The sequence below is a fragment of the Enterobacter cloacae complex sp. HYC080_NIDB genome, from assembly GCF_056673325.1.
In genome coordinates, this window is the sequence record NZ_CP114212.1 from 3,042,350 (window position 1) to 3,057,472 (window position 15,123).

Consider the following 15,123-nt stretch of genomic DNA (forward strand, 5'->3'; position numbering starts at 1 on the left):
ATCGTTTCTTAACCAGAAAAATCGATTGGCACCGAAAACCTGCATCGAGCGCAATTCTTCAGTACAAATTTCCCCCCAACCTCTGTAGAATCCCTGCCTGACCATTCCAAAAATCGAACAATTTTTAACCTATGAGCAATGTTACGCACCCGCCGAAAATCGGCTTCGTCTCCCTCGGCTGCCCGAAAAACCTGGTGGATTCCGAACGCATCCTTACCGAACTTCGTACCGAAGGCTATGACGTGGTGCCAAGCTACGACAACGCCGATATGGTGATTGTGAACACCTGCGGGTTTATTGACAGCGCGGTTCAGGAGTCCCTGGAAGCCATCGGTGAAGCCCTGACGGAAAACGGCAAAGTCATTGTGACCGGCTGTCTGGGCGCGAAAGAGGACCAGATCCGTGAAGTGCATCCGAAGGTACTGGAGATCACCGGCCCGCACAGTTACGAGCAGGTGCTGGAACATGTTCATCACTACGTGCCAAAACCAAAGCACAATCCGTTCCTGAGCCTGGTGCCGGAACAGGGCGTGAAGCTGACGCCGCGTCACTACGCTTACCTGAAAATTTCCGAAGGCTGCAACCATCGCTGCACCTTCTGCATCATCCCGTCCATGCGTGGCGATCTGGTGAGCCGTCCGATTGGCGACGTGCTGGCGGAAGCTAAACGTCTGGCCGATGCTGGCGTGAAAGAACTGCTGGTGATTTCCCAGGATACCTCTGCTTACGGCGTAGACGTGAAGCACCGTTCCGGTTTCCACAACGGCGAGCCGGTGAAAACCAGCATGGTGGGCCTGTGCGAGCAGCTCACGAAGCTGGGGATCTGGACGCGTCTGCATTACGTCTACCCATATCCGCACGTTGACGACGTCATTCCGCTGATGGCGGAAGGCAAAATCCTGCCGTATCTCGACATCCCGCTGCAGCACGCCAGTCCGCGTATCCTGAAGCTGATGAAGCGTCCTGGCTCCGTTGACCGTCAGCTGGCACGCATTAAACAGTGGCGCGAAATCTGCCCGGATCTGACCCTGCGCTCAACCTTCATCGTCGGCTTCCCGGGTGAAACCGAAGAAGATTTCCAGATGCTGCTCGATTTCCTGAAAGAAGCGCGTCTGGACCGCGTAGGCTGCTTCAAGTACAGCCCGGTTGAAGGCGCAACCGCCAACGAACTGGCGGATCAGGTGCCGGAAGAGGTGAAAGAAGAGCGCTGGAACCGCTTTATGCAGCTGCAACAGCAGATCTCTGCTGAACGTCTGCAGGAGAAAGTGGGCCGAGAGATCATGGTTATCATTGACGAAGTGGACGAAGAAGGCGCAATTGGCCGCAGCATGGCAGATGCCCCTGAAATCGACGGCGCGGTGTACCTGAACGGCGAAACTCGCGTTAAGCCGGGTGATATTATTCGCGTGAAGGTTGAAAACGCGGACGAATATGACCTGTGGGGTAGCCGGGTTTAATCGTACTGCACCTCATTTCCAGGCCGGGTAAGGCGTAGCCGCCACCCGGCACATTCCACTTCCCTACCCCTTAATCCTCGGATCCAGCGCGTCGCGCAGCCCGTCCCCCAGCAGGTTAAATGCCAGCACGGTCAGGAAAATCGCCAGACTCGGGAAGATCGCCACGTGCGGCGCAATCACCATATCTGCCCTCGCCTCGTTCAGCATCGCGCCCCACTCCGGCGTCGGTGGCTGTGCGCCTAACCCCAGAAACGACAGGCTGGCCGCAGAAATAATCGACACGCCGATGCGCATGGTGAAATAGACCACAATAGACGACACCGTTCCCGGCAGAATATGACTGAACAGAATGGTGGCATCGCTGGCCCCCATGCTGCGGGCGGACTCGATAAACGTCTGCTGTTTAAGCACCAGCGTGTTGCCGCGCACAAGGCGGGCAAAGGCGGGAATCGAAAATACCGCAACGGCAATAATCACGTTCGCCATGCCGCTGCCCATAATGGCCACCACGGCAATGGCCAACAGAATACCCGGAAAGGCAAACAGCACGTCGCAGATTCGCATGATGATGCGGTCCCACCAGCCTTCGTAATATCCGGCGACGAGACCCAGCACGGTACCGATTGCCGCGCCGATCAGTACCGCAAACACCCCGGCGGCAAGCGAGATTTGCGCCCCCACCAGCACGCGGCTGAAGATATCGCGCCCAAGGGAATCCACGCCGAACCAGTGGAGCATGGACGGCCCATCGTTCAGGCGGTCGTAGTCAAAATAGTTTTCCGCATCAAACGGCGCCACCCAGGGCGCAACGATCGCCACCGCAATCAGCAGCAGCACAAACAGCCCCGCCGTCATGGCGACCGGCTGACGGCGAAAACGCCGCCAGAATTCCGACCACGGCGTGCGGATATGCTCCGGTTTCAGCCCCGGCATAGCGTTTAAAACGGCCTGACGTCGCCAGTTCAACAATCGCATTTTACTTATACCTGATGGCCGGGTTAATGGCGGCGTAGAGCACATCCACCACTAAGTTGATAAGAATAAACTCCAGGGAGAAAAGCAGGACTTCCGCCTGAATTACCGGGTAGTCGCGCATCTCGACCGAATCGACCAGCAGACGCCCCAGCCCCGGCCAGTTGAAAACCTTTTCCACGACGATAGAGCCGCCCAGCAGAAAGCCAAACTGCAGCCCCATCATCGTCACCACCGGGATCATCGCATTACGAAACCCGTGCTTAAGAATGACCCACTTCTCGCTGACCCCTTTCGCCCGCGCGGTGCGAATATAATCTTCACTCAGCACGTCAACGAAGGAGGCGCGGGTAAAGCGGGCCATTACCGCCGAGACGGCAGCCCCCAGCGTCATAGAGGGCAGAATGTAATGCTTCCAGGTATCGGCCCCAACGGTCGGCAGCCAGCCCAGCTCAACGGAGAAGATTTGCATCAGCAGCATCCCCAGCGCGAACGCCGGAAAAGAGATACCGGTGACCGCCAGCGCCATACCGAGCTTATCAGGCCAGCGGTTGCGCCAGACCGCCGCAACAATCCCGGCCCCCAGCCCAAACACCACTGCCCAGCTCATACTGGCAATCGTTAGCCAGAACGTGGGCATAAAGCGGCTGGCGATTTCCTCCGCTACCGGACGACGCGACACCATCGAGATGCCAAAATCGCCCTGCAGAACGTTGCAAATGTAATGAAGAAACTGCATATACAGTGGCTGATCGAGGCCCAGCTGCTTGCGCACCAGCTCAATGACGGCGGCATCTGCTTCCGGCCCGGCAACCAGACGCGCCGGATCGCCCGGCAGCATATGCACAAACAAAAATACCAGTATCGCCACAATCAGCAGCGTCGGGATAAGCCCAAGCAAGCGTTTACAAACATAATTCAGCATGAGTGTTATTTTAAATCCGCATCGTCAAAGCTAAAGCCCGTATCCGGCATGATGTAGAATCCGGTCAGCGCTCTGTTATGGGCTGAAACCAGTTTCTCCACCACCAGCGGTACCCACGGCGACTCTTTCCAGATAAGGTCCTGGGCGTCTTTGTAGAGGCGCGCTTTCTCTTCCGGTTTAGTGGTTTTCAGGGCATCGGCCAGATCGTTGTCCACCTGCGGATTGCTGTAAAACGCGGTGTTAAACAGGTTTGGCGGCCAGTTTTGCGAAGCAAACAGCGGTGCAAGCGCCCAGTCGGCTTCACCGGTCGACGCCGACCAACCGGTATAGAACATCCGCACGCCGCTCTCTTTCTGCCCTTTCCCCTCGACCTCGGCGGCCCGCTGACCGGCATCCATCGCGGTGACCTGCACCTTGATGCCCACCTGCGCCAGCTGCTGCTGGGTGAACTGCAGCACCTTCTGGGCGGTACTGTGATTATGCGACGACCACAGCGTGGTGCTGAAACCGTTCGGGAAGCCCGCCTCTTTGAGCAGCTCGCGCGCTTTAGCCGGATCGTACGGCCACGGCTGATAGCTTTGCGCATAGGCAATGGCCGGAGGCAGCACGCCGGTCGCCGGGGTGGCATAGCCCGCAAAAGCGACCTTCACCAGCGCCTGACGGTTAATCGCATAGTTGATGGCTTCACGTACCTTTGGGTTATCAAACGGCTTCTGCGTTACGTTCATGCTGATATAGCGCTGCATGATCGACGGACTGGCCACCAGCTCCAGCTTGCTGTTTTTCTGCAGAATGGCGGCCTGCTCATACGGGATGGGGAAAGCAAACTGCGCCTCACCCGTTTGCAGCATTGCTGCGCGGGTATTGTTATCCACCACCGGACGCCAGGTGATGGTGTCCAGCTTCGGCAGCCCTTTCTGCCAGTACCCTGGGAATTTCTTCACCTTCACAAAATCGGTCTGGTTCCAGGTGAGCAGCTCGTACGGACCGGTTCCCACCGGGTGGAAGCCGATCTCTTTACCGTACTTTTTCAGCGCGGCGGGCGAGATCATCGCCGTCGCCGGATGCGCCAGAATATTGATAAACGCGGAGAATGGCTCTTTCAGAGTGATTTTTACCGTTGCCGGGTCAACTACCTCGGTGCTGGCGATATTTTTATACAGGTTATAGCGCTTGAGGCTGTTTTCAGGATTGCTGGCACGGTCGAGGTTGACCTTTACCGCCTCCGCATTGAAATCGGTACCGTCCTGGAACTTCACGCCGGAACGGAGCTTGATGGTATAGACCAGCCCGTCGTCGGATACGGTGTACCCCTCCGCCAGCACATTTTTCAGCTTCATCTCTCTGTCGAGACCAAACAGCCCCTGATAGAACGATTTCGCCACCGCCTGGGAGAGCGTGTCGTTGGCGTCATACGGATCCAGCGTGGTGAAGTTGGAGCCGACGGCAACCACCACGTCCTTGGCGGCGAACGCGGGGGCAGCGGCCAGGGCTGCCGTCACGCTCGCGGCTAACAACCATCTACGCGCTACAAAAGTAACCATTGTGTTCTCCTGCCTGTTGTAAGTTATAACCGCGAAAACGCATTATCCTGACGCGGGGGAGCGACGAAATGTCCCGGCCCGACTTCGCGCAGCGTCACGCGCTCCACGGCCTCGCCGCGTTTGCGAATATTGCTCGGCATTTCATCCTGCAGCAGCACGCGCTGGCCGTGACGATGCGCGGGGTCAGCAACCGGTACCGCCGCGATAAGCTTGCGAGTATAAGGATGTTGCGGGTTCTCAAACACAGCCCTTCGCGGACCTATCTCCACGATTTGCCCCATGAACATCACCGCCACGCGATGGCTGATGCGCTCGACCACTGCCATATCGTGCGAGATAAACAGGAAAGCGATGCCCATATCCCGCTGTAAATCGAGCAATAAGTTGATGATTTGCGCCCGAATTGAGACATCCAGCGCCGAAACGGATTCATCCGCAATCACCACTTTCGGGTTAAGCGCCAGCGCACGGGCAATGCAGATACGCTGCCGCTGCCCGCCGGAAAACTCGTGCGGATAACGCCAGGCATGTTCCGGCTTGAGGCCGACGCGCTCCAGCAGCCAGGCCACGCGACGCTGCGCTGCTTCGCCGTCGAGCAGATTATGCACCCGCAGCGGCTCCATAATGGAGTATCCCACCGTATGGCGCGGGTCGAGGGAGGCATACGGATCCTGGAAAATAAACTGAATATCCCGGCGTACCGCCTGTAATTTGTTGTCTGGCAGGGTGTCGATTCGTTCGCCGTTAAAGGTGATTGTCCCCTCCTGCGTCTCCACCAGCCGAAGCAGTGCGCGTCCGGTGGTGGATTTCCCGCAGCCGGACTCCCCCACCAGCGCCAGCGTTTCGCCCGGCCATAAATCGAAACTGACGTTTTCGACCGCGTGGACTTCGCGCTTCAGGCGATTGAAAATCCCGCTGCGCAGCGGAAAACGGGTCACCAGGTCGCGCACTTCAAGAATGGGTTTGCCCGGCACCACGGTATCCTGCTCGCGTTCATCCTCCTGCTGCCCTGTCGCTTCAAGGGAAATCAGCGGAAAACGACGCGGCAGGTCGCTGCCGTTCATCGCGCCAAGACGCGGCACCGCCGCCAGCAGCGCTTTAGTATAAGGATGCACAGGGGCATGAAAAATCTGTTCGACCGTGCCGGTTTCCACCGCATTGCCCTTGTGCATCACCAGCACCCGGTCGGCGATGTCAGCCACCACGCCCATATCGTGGGTGATAAATATTACCCCCATCTCCATCTCTTGCTGCAGCACTTTGATAAGCTGCAGGATCTGCGCCTGAATCGTCACGTCCAGCGCCGTTGTCGGTTCATCCGCAATCAGTACCGCCGGACGGCAGGAGAGCGCCATGGCAATCATCACCCGCTGGCGCATACCGCCGGAAAGCTGATGCGGGTAACGTCCCAGAATGGCCTGCGCCTCGGGAATGCGCACCAGCTCCAGCATCCTTCTGGCTTCGTTGAGCGCCTCATCGCCGCTTAGCCCCTGGTGCAGCCGGATGGACTCGGCAATCTGTTCCCCTACCGGGAAAACCGGGTTAAGCGAAGTCATCGGCTCCTGAAAGATCATCGCAATATCTGCCCCGCGCACGCCCTGCATCTGCGCGCCGCTCAGCTCGTTTAAATCAATGACCTGACGATTACGGCGGCGCAGGAGCATCTTCTCGCTGCTGATTTGCCCGCCCGTCTGTTCCAGCAGACGCATCAGCGCCAGCGCGGTGACCGATTTACCGGAACCGGATTCGCCAACAATCGCCAGCGTCTCGCCGCGTCTGAGCGAGAACGATAAATTTTCTACTGCGGGGATGAACTGCCGCTCTTCCTGAAACGCAATATTCAGCTGATGGACAGCCAGTACTTCGCCGTTGTCCAGCTCTTCACTGTGCGGCACGCGCGGCCCCCTTATTCACGATAGATGCCCGTGCTCGGTTCATCACCGGCGTAACCCCAGGCGCGATACATCCCTTCGCTGTTAAACGGCAGGGCCACATTGCCCTCACGGTCCACGGCAATTAGGCCGCCAACGCCGCCCAGAGCAGGCAATTTTTCCATTACCACACGCTCGCAGGCCTCGCTCAGGCTTAAACCGCCGTAGTCCATCAGAGCGGTGATGTCGTAGGCCGCGAGTGCGCGAATAAAGACTTCGCCGGTGCCCGTACAGGAGACGGCGGCCGTGGCGTTGTTGGCATAGCAGCCAGCGCCCGGCAACGGGCTGTCGCCGACGCGTCCGGGCAGCTTGTTGGTCATGCCGCCCGTGGAGGTCGCCGCCGCGAGGTTACCGGCTTTATCAAGCGCCACCGCGCCAACCGTGCCCATTTTGGTGGTTTCATCCAGCGGCGCAGTATGGTCAAGCTGCGTCATGCCCGCCGAACGGGCTTCCAGCAGCTGTTGAAAACGCGCGTCCGTGGAAAACAGATCGGGAGAGACCGGTTCCATTCCATGACCGAAGGCAAACGCCTCCGCCCCGGAGCCCGTCAGCAGCACGTGTGGGCTCTCTTCCATTACCAGACGCGCTGCCAGCACCGGATTGCGCAGACGACTCACTCCCGCCACGGCGCCTGCCTTAAGGGTGACGCCGTCCATCACGCAAGCATCAAGCTCGTGGGTTTCATCCCGGGTAAAGACTGAACCGATGCCTGCATTAAAGAGCGGACACTCCTCCAGCAGACGCACCGCCTCGGTGACCACATCAAGCGCGCTCTCGCCCGCTTCCAGCATTTTTTGACCTGTTTCAACAATGGCGTACAGCGCGTCAATATAACGCTTTTCCTGCTCAGGACTGAGCTGTGCACGGGTGATTGCCCCTGCGCCACCATGAATTGCGATTACCGCATTAACCATTCACATCACCCGTTAGCCTGATTCGCGGCTTTTTCTATAAATATCATTATCGTCGATGAAACTTCAGATGATTTTTGAATATAGAAAGACGCAACTGTGATGTAAAGCGTACACCCATCGGGTCATACAGTTAGCCGCACTTTTCTGCCATAATGGACGCTTTCGTTGTTACTCCTCAGGAGCCCACCATGGATTTTACCGCCGGACTGATGCCGCTTGAGACGGCACTCACGCAGATGCTTGACCGACTTTCGCCGCTGCAAGACGTCGAAACGCTGCCCCTCGTGCGCTGTTTTGGCCGAATCGCCGCGCGCGATATCGTCTCTCCGCTTAACGTGCCGGGGTTCGATAATTCCGCGATGGACGGTTATGCGGTACGCCTGGCGGACCTCCAGACGGGCAACGCCCTGCCGGTGGCGGGTAAAGCCTTTGCCGGTCAGCCGTTTAGCGGTGAATGGCCTGTGGGCACCTGCGTGCGCATCATGACCGGCGCGCCGGTTCCGCCAGGCTGCGATGCCGTGGTGATGCAGGAAGAAACTGAACAGACGGACGACGGTGTGCGTTTTACCGCCAGCGTCAAAGCGGGCCAGAACATCCGCCGTACCGGCGAGGACATTACCCTTGGCGCAACGGTCTTTGCCGCCGGGCAGAAGCTGACGGTGGCGGAGCTGCCGGTGCTGGCCTCGCTCGGCATCGCGGACATTGACGTTATCCGGAAAGTGCGCGTCGCGGTGTTCTCCACCGGTGACGAGCTGCAGCTTCCGGGCCAGCCGCTGCAGGACGGTCAGATTTACGACACCAACCGGCTGGCAGTCCAACTGATGCTGGAGCAGCTGGGCTGCGAAGTGATTAATCTCGGCATCATTCCTGACGATCCGGAAAAACTGCGCGCGGCATTTATTGAGGCGGATAAATCCGCCGATGTGGTCATCAGCTCCGGCGGCGTCTCCGTGGGAGAAGCGGATTACACCAAAACCCTTCTTGAAGAGCTGGGCGAAATCGCCTTCTGGAAGCTGGCAATCAAACCGGGCAAACCGTTCGCGTTTGGCAAGCTTCCGCACAGCTGGTTCTGCGGTCTGCCGGGTAACCCGGTCTCAGCGGCACTCACCTTTTACCAGCTGGTGATCCCGCTGCTGGCGAAGCTTTCCGGCAACACCGCCAGCCCGCTGCCGGAACGCCTGCGCGTGCGCGCCGCGACGCGCCTGAAAAAATCGCCGGGTCGGCTTGATTTCCAGCGCGGCATTCTGGCGCATAACGCGCACGGTGAGCTGGAAGTCAGCACGACCGGGCACCAGGGTTCGCACATTTTCAGCTCCTTCAGCCTGGGCAACTGCTTTATCGTGCTGGAGCGCGAGCGCGGCAACGTGGAAGCGGGTGAATGGGTTGAGGTAGAGCGCTTCAACCACCTGTTCGGAGGCTGACATGACGTTGGAACTGAGCGACCAGGAGATGATGCGCTACAACCGCCAGATTGTCCTGCGTGGATTTGATTTCGAGGGACAGGAAGCACTCAAGGCGGCCAGCGTGCTGGTTGTTGGCCTCGGCGGGCTCGGCTGCGCCGCCGCGCAATACCTGGCCGCGGCGGGCGTGGGCAGGATGACGCTGCTGGATTTTGATACCGTATCGGTGTCTAATCTCCAGCGCCAGACGCTGCACAGCGACGCGACCATTGGCGAGCCAAAAGTGGAATCCGCCCGGGCTACGCTGGCGCGCATCAACCCCAACGTTCAGTTCACCCTGCTTGACGCGATGCTGGATGACGAGGCGTTATTTGCGCAGATTGCGCAGCACGATCTGGTGCTCGACTGCACCGATAACGTCGCCGTTCGTAACCAGCTTAATGCAGGCTGTTTTGCCCACAAAACCCCGCTGGTCTCCGGTGCGGCGATCCGCATGGAGGGGCAGATCAGCGTCTTCACCTATGCGGAGGGGGCCCCCTGCTACCGCTGCCTGAGCCGTCTGTTTGGTGAGAATGCGCTAACATGCGTTGAGGCGGGCGTGATGGCGCCGCTCGTCGGCGTGATTGGGTCGCTGCAGGCGATGGAAGCGATTAAAGTGCTGGCACATTACGGTACGCCTGCCGCAGGAAAAATCGTGATATATGACGCGATGACCTGCCAGTTCCGCGAGATGAAGCTGATGCGTAATCCGGGGTGTGAGGTTTGTGGAGGTTAAAGCAAACGGCAACCTTCAGGTTGCCGTTTAAGTGTTTGCTCCCTCTCCCTGTGGGAGAGGGTTGGGGTGAGGGCATCAGGCCGCACCCGTCAGATCGACGTCCGACCAAACGCCCCCTGCCAGTCCTGCTCAAACTTCACAATCGCTGCGTCTACCGCAGGAGAGGTAATAAACTGCTGCGCCACGTCCAGCGGCAGCGTGATGGACTCGCATCCTGCCAGCAGGCAGTCCAGCGCCTGACGTGGGGTTTTAAAGCTCGCGGCCAGCACTTTTGATTGCGGGGCGTGCAGCGTCAGCAGCTGTTGCAGCTCAACCACGGTCTGGATACCGTCCCCGCCCTGCGCGTCCACGCGGTTCACGTATGGCGCGACATACTCTGCTCCTGCCAGCGCAGAGAGCATACCCTGGGCCGCGCCGTACACCGCCGTACCCAGCGTCGGAATGCCTTCCGCTTTCAGCATCTTGATGGCTGCCAGCCCTTCGGCAGTTACCGGCACTTTCACCACCAGGTCGTTAATCATCGCGCGCAGCTTACGCGCGTCTTCCACCATACCTTCAGCGGTCGTCGCCATCACCTGCGCGAACAGACGGCCTTTACCGCCCATCGCGTCGTGCAGCGCGGGCAGAAGCTCATCCAGCGGCGTTTTACCTGCCGCCACAATGCTTGGGTTGGTGGTCACGCCCGCCAGCGGGAAGATACGCGCCAGCTTTTTGACTGCCGCAACGTCTGATGTGTCGAGATAAAGTTCCATGATGTCACCCTCAAAATTAGCCTGCGCTTAACCTATCACAGGAAAACCTGCTCAGGAGTTGACCTGCATCAAGATAACTTTCATTCGAAAGTCATTTAATCTTCATATGCAACTTGAGGGTAAAAACATGATCTTCAATATTCAGCGTTACTCCACCCACGATGGCCCCGGTATTCGTACCGTGGTGTTCCTGAAAGGCTGCTCGCTGGGCTGTCGCTGGTGCCAGAACCCGGAATGCCGTTCCCGTAGCCGGGACGTGCTGTTTGATGCGCGCCTGTGCCTTGACGGCTGCGACCTGTGTCAGCAGGCGGCGCCGGGCTGTATCGAACGCGCGCTGAATGGTCTCGTCATCCACCGTGAAAAAATGTGTGAAGAGACGCTCAACGCCCTTACCGACTGCTGCCCGACGCAGGCGCTGACCGTATGCGGTGAAGAACAGCAGGTGGGCGAGATCATGGCGACCGTGCTGCGCGATAAGCCCTTTTACGACCGCAGCGGCGGCGGTATTACGCTTTCCGGCGGCGAGCCGTTTATGAAACCGGAGCTGGCGCACGCGCTGTTTAAAGCCAGCCACGAACAGGGGATCCACACCGCCGTTGAAACCTGTCTTCACGTGCCGTGGCACTATATCGAGCCTTCATTACCGTACGTCGATCTGTTCCTCGCCGACCTGAAACACGTCGATCCTGAGGTGTTCAAACAGTGGACGGACGGCTCGGCCAAACGGATCCTCGATAACCTGAAGCGCCTTGCCGCTGCCGGGAAAAAAATCACCATTCGCGTACCGCTGATTCAGGGCTTCAATGCCGATGAAGCGTCCGTGACCGCCATTACCAACTTCGCCGCCGATGAACTTGGCGTCGATGATATTCATTTTCTGCCGTATCACACGCTGGGCATGAACAAATACACCCTGCTTGGCCAACCCTACTCTGCCCCTGACAAACCGCTGGATAACCCTGCCCTGCTGGACTTCGCGCAGCAGTACGCCTGCCAGAAAGGGTTAACCGCGACCTTACGAGGATAAACCTATGACGACGTTAAATCTCAACACCCTCAGCGAGCGCATCAAGGCGCACAAAACCGCGCTGGTCCATATCGTTAAGCCGCCGGTCTGTACCGAGCGCGCGCAGCATTACACCGAAATGTACCAGCAGCACATGGACAAGCCGATCCCGGTGCGTCGCGCCCTGGCGCTGGCGCATCATCTGGCTGAGCGTACCATCTGGATCAAACACGACGAGCTGATTATCGGTAACCAGGCAAGCGAAGTTCGCGCCGCACCCATCTTCCCGGAATACACCGTCTCCTGGATTGAAAAAGAGATCGACGATCTGGCGGACCGTCCGGGCGCGGGCTTTGCGGTGAGCGAAGAGAACAAGCGCGTCCTGCATGCGATCTGCCCGTGGTGGCGCGGCCAGACGGTGCAGGATCGCTGCTACGGCATGTTCACCGACGAGCAAAAAGGCCTGCTGGAAACCGGTATTATCAAAGCCGAAGGCAACATGACCTCCGGCGACGCGCACCTGGCGGTGAACTTCCCGCTGGTGCTGGAGAAAGGTCTCGACGGCCTGCGCGCTAAAGTCGCCGAGCGCCGCTCGCGTATCAACCTGACGGTGCTGGACGATCTGCACGGCGACCAGTTCCTGAAAGCGATCGATATCGTGCTGGACGCGGTGAGCCTGCACATCAAACGTTTTGCCGCTCTGGCACGCGAAATGGCGGCCACGGAAACCCGCGAAAGCCGCCGCGACGAGCTGCTGGCGATGGCGGAAAACTGCGACGTGATTGCCCACGAGCCGCCAAAAACCTTCTGGCAGGCGCTGCAGCTGTGCTATTTCATTCAGCTGATCCTGCAGATTGAGTCTAACGGTCACTCCGTGTCGTTCGCCCGTATGGACCAGTATCTCTATCCGTTCTACCGCCGCGACGTGGAGCTGAACCAGAGTCTCGACCGCGAACACGCGATTGAGCTGCTGCACAGCTGCTGGCTGAAGCTGCTGGAAGTGAACAAGATCCGCTCCGGCTCGCACTCTAAGGCCTCTGCCGGTAGCCCGCTGTACCAGAACGTCACCATCGGCGGCCAGAAGCTGGTCAACGGTGAGCCAATGGACGCGGTCAACCCGCTCTCCTACGCGATTCTGGAATCCTGCGGTCGCCTGCGCTCCACTCAGCCGAACCTGAGCGTGCGTTACCACGCAGGCATGAGCAACGACTTCCTTGACGCCTGCGTACAGGTGATCCGCTGCGGCTTCGGGATGCCGGCGTTCAACAACGATGAAATCGTTATCCCGGAATTTATCAAGCTCGGCGTTGAACGTGATGACGCCTATGACTACGCGGCCATCGGCTGTATCGAAACCGCCGTGGGCGGCAAGTGGGGCTATCGCTGCACCGGCATGAGCTTTATCAACTTTGCCCGCGTGATGCTCGCCGCGCTGGAAGGCGGCCGCGACGCCACCAGCGGTAAGGTATTCTTGCCGCAGGAAAAAGCGCTCTCTGCCGGTAACTTCGATAACTTCGAGGAGGTGATGGCGGCGTGGGATACGCAGATTCGCTACTACACCCGCAAATCCATCGAAATTGAGTACGTGGTGGACACCATGCTGGAAGAGAACGTGCACGATATTCTCTGCTCGGCGCTGGTGGACGACTGCATCGAACGCGCGAAAAGCATCAAGCAGGGCGGCGCGAAGTATGACTGGGTTTCCGGCCTGCAGGTGGGTATCGCCAACCTCGGCAACAGTCTGGCGGCGGTGAAGAAGCTGGTGTTTGAACAGGGCGTCATCGGTCAACAGCAGCTGGCGGCCGCGCTGGCGGATGATTTCGACGGGTTGACCCACGAGCAGCTGCGTCAGCGTCTGATCAACGGCGCGCCGAAGTACGGTAACGACAACGACAGCGTGGATATGCTGCTGACGCGTGCTTACCAGACCTACATTGAAGAGCTGAAGCAGTACCACAACCCGCGCTATGGTCGTGGTCCGATTGGCGGTAACTACTACGCGGGCACCTCCTCCATTTCCGCAAACGTGCCGTTTGGCGCGGCAACGATGGCGACTCCGGACGGACGTAAGGCGCATACCCCGCTGGCGGAAGGGGCAAGCCCGGCGTCCGGTACCGACCACCTCGGCCCGACGGCGGTCATCGGCTCCGTGGGTAAACTCCCTACCGAGGCGATTCTGGGCGGCGTGCTGCTGAACCAGAAGCTGAACCCGTCGACGCTGGAAAACGACAGCGATCGCCAGAAGCTGATGGTGCTGCTGCGCACTTTCTTCGAGGTGCATAAAGGCTGGCATATTCAGTACAACATCGTCTCGCGCGAAACGCTGCTGGAAGCGAAGAAACACCCTGACCAGTACCGCGATTTAGTGGTACGCGTAGCGGGCTACTCGGCGTTCTTCACCGCCCTGTCGCCGGATGCACAGGACGATATTATTGCGCGTACCGAGCATACGCTGTAAAAAAACGCCCGGTGGCGCTGCGCTTACCGGGCCTACATTGTCTCCCCCGCAGGCCGGGTAAGGCGAAGCCGCCACCCGGCTTTCTGACTTTCATTCGAAATTAAATTTGTGCTCCCCGTCACCTTGTTATTAGAATGTTTCAAAACGCAGTGACCCAGGAGCACAGTATGACCGTAAAAGTTATCGTCACCGATATGGACGGAACTTTCCTTGATGATGCCAAGCAGTACGATCGTGACCGCTTCCAGGCACAGTTTGAGCAGCTTAACGCCCGCGGTATTGAATTCGTTGTCGCCAGCGGCAATCAGTATTATCAGCTCATCTCCTTCTTCCCTGAGCTAAAAGATCGAATCTCCTTCGTGGCGGAAAACGGCGCGCTGGTGTTCGATCACGGGGAACACGTTTTCCACGGCGAACTGACTCGCCATGAGTCGCAGATCGTCATTGGCGAACTGCTGAAAGATAACGCGCTGAACTTCGTGGCCTGCGGGCTGCAGAGCGCTTACGTCAGCGATAAAGCCCCGGACGAATTTGTGGCGCTGATGTCTAAGCACTACCATCGCTTAACGCGCGTCAGCGATTATCACGAGATTGACGATGTGCTGTTCAAGTTCTCACTGAACCTGCCCGACAGCGATATCCCGAACCTGATCGACGCGCTGCATGTTTCTCTCGACGGCATTATGAAACCGGTCACCAGCGGCTTTGGGTTTGTGGACTTGATCATTCCTGGCCTGCATAAAGCCAACGGCATCAGCCGCCTGCTGAAGCGCTGGGAGCTCTCCCCACAGCAGTGCGTGGCCATTGGCGACAGCGGCAATGACGCGGAGATGCTGAAGCTGGTGAAATACTCATTTGCGATGAACAACGCGGCAGAAAGCATCAAACAGATCGCCCGCTACAGCACCGACGACAACAACCACCAGGGCGCGCTGAACGTCATTCAGGCCGTGCTCGATAACCATTCCCCGTTCGACGCCTAATCTCTC

12 protein-coding genes are annotated in these 15,123 nt (G+C 58.6%); 6 read left to right on the top strand and 6 right to left on the bottom strand.

The features are described from left to right. Nucleotides 1-131: 131 nt before the first annotated feature. On the top strand, nucleotides 132-1,457 hold the full coding sequence (gene rimO, locus O1723_RS14485) for a 30S ribosomal protein S12 methylthiotransferase RimO (RefSeq protein ID WP_023336976.1): 1,326 nt from the start codon (nucleotides 132-134) through the stop codon (nucleotides 1,455-1,457). A 63-nt stretch (nucleotides 1,458-1,520) separates the two neighbouring features. Here the strand turns inward: rimO and gsiD are convergent, their stop codons facing one another. From gsiD to iaaA, 5 genes are read right to left on the bottom strand one after another with little or no spacing between them, the layout of a single operon-like run. Continuing rightward, nucleotides 1,521-2,432, bottom strand: a complete 912-nt coding sequence (gene gsiD, locus O1723_RS14490) for a glutathione ABC transporter permease GsiD (RefSeq protein ID WP_014883135.1) — start codon at nucleotides 2,430-2,432, stop codon at nucleotides 1,521-1,523. Nucleotide 2,433: 1 nt separating this feature from the next. Continuing rightward, nucleotides 2,434-3,354: a glutathione ABC transporter permease GsiC gene (gene gsiC / locus O1723_RS14495; protein WP_014883134.1), complete on the bottom strand. Its 921-nt coding sequence runs from the start codon at nucleotides 3,352-3,354 to the stop codon at nucleotides 2,434-2,436. A gap of 5 nt (nucleotides 3,355-3,359) precedes the next feature. After that, nucleotides 3,360-4,898 carry a glutathione ABC transporter substrate-binding protein GsiB gene (gene gsiB / locus O1723_RS14500; RefSeq protein ID WP_023336975.1) on the bottom strand — a complete coding sequence of 513 codons (1,539 nt, stop codon included), beginning with the start codon at nucleotides 4,896-4,898 and terminating at the stop codon, nucleotides 3,360-3,362. A gap of 23 nt (nucleotides 4,899-4,921) precedes the next feature. Next, nucleotides 4,922-6,793, bottom strand: a complete 1,872-nt coding sequence (gene gsiA, locus O1723_RS14505) for a glutathione ABC transporter ATP-binding protein GsiA (RefSeq protein WP_023338180.1) — start codon at nucleotides 6,791-6,793, stop codon at nucleotides 4,922-4,924. Between the two features lie 11 nt (nucleotides 6,794-6,804). Beyond that, on the bottom strand, nucleotides 6,805-7,743 hold the full coding sequence (gene iaaA / locus O1723_RS14510; protein ID WP_023336973.1) for a beta-aspartyl-peptidase: 939 nt from the start codon (nucleotides 7,741-7,743) through the stop codon (nucleotides 6,805-6,807). 188 nt (nucleotides 7,744-7,931) lie between these two features. Here iaaA and moeA point away from each other — a divergent pair, with 188 nt between their 5' ends. Next, on the top strand, nucleotides 7,932-9,164 hold the full coding sequence (moeA, locus tag O1723_RS14515) for a molybdopterin molybdotransferase MoeA (RefSeq protein WP_023336972.1): 1,233 nt from the start codon (nucleotides 7,932-7,934) through the stop codon (nucleotides 9,162-9,164). A 1-nt stretch (nucleotide 9,165) separates the two neighbouring features. Beyond that, nucleotides 9,166-9,918 (top strand): molybdopterin-synthase adenylyltransferase MoeB, encoded by a 753-nt coding sequence (gene moeB / locus O1723_RS14520; RefSeq protein ID WP_248190769.1) that lies wholly within the window; start codon nucleotides 9,166-9,168, stop codon nucleotides 9,916-9,918. An 89-nt stretch (nucleotides 9,919-10,007) separates the two neighbouring features. On the opposite strand, the gene fsa is transcribed toward moeB, so the two are convergent. Further along, nucleotides 10,008-10,670: a fructose-6-phosphate aldolase gene (gene fsa, locus O1723_RS14525; protein ID WP_023336970.1), complete on the bottom strand. Its 663-nt coding sequence runs from the start codon at nucleotides 10,668-10,670 to the stop codon at nucleotides 10,008-10,010. A gap of 127 nt (nucleotides 10,671-10,797) precedes the next feature. On the opposite strand from fsa, the gene O1723_RS14530 reads away from it, so the two are divergent. From O1723_RS14530 to O1723_RS14540, 3 genes are all read left to right on the top strand, one after another. Beyond that, complete coding sequence (locus O1723_RS14530) at nucleotides 10,798-11,697, top strand: glycyl-radical enzyme activating protein (protein ID WP_248190767.1); 900 nt, start codon at nucleotides 10,798-10,800, stop codon at nucleotides 11,695-11,697. Nucleotides 11,698-11,701: 4 nt separating this feature from the next. After that, nucleotides 11,702-14,134 carry a formate C-acetyltransferase/glycerol dehydratase family glycyl radical enzyme gene (locus O1723_RS14535; RefSeq protein WP_023336968.1) on the top strand — a complete coding sequence of 811 codons (2,433 nt, stop codon included), beginning with the start codon at nucleotides 11,702-11,704 and terminating at the stop codon, nucleotides 14,132-14,134. A 167-nt stretch (nucleotides 14,135-14,301) separates the two neighbouring features. Further along, nucleotides 14,302-15,117: a Cof-type HAD-IIB family hydrolase gene (locus tag O1723_RS14540; protein WP_023336967.1), complete on the top strand. Its 816-nt coding sequence runs from the start codon at nucleotides 14,302-14,304 to the stop codon at nucleotides 15,115-15,117. Nucleotides 15,118-15,123: the final 6 nt, after the last annotated feature.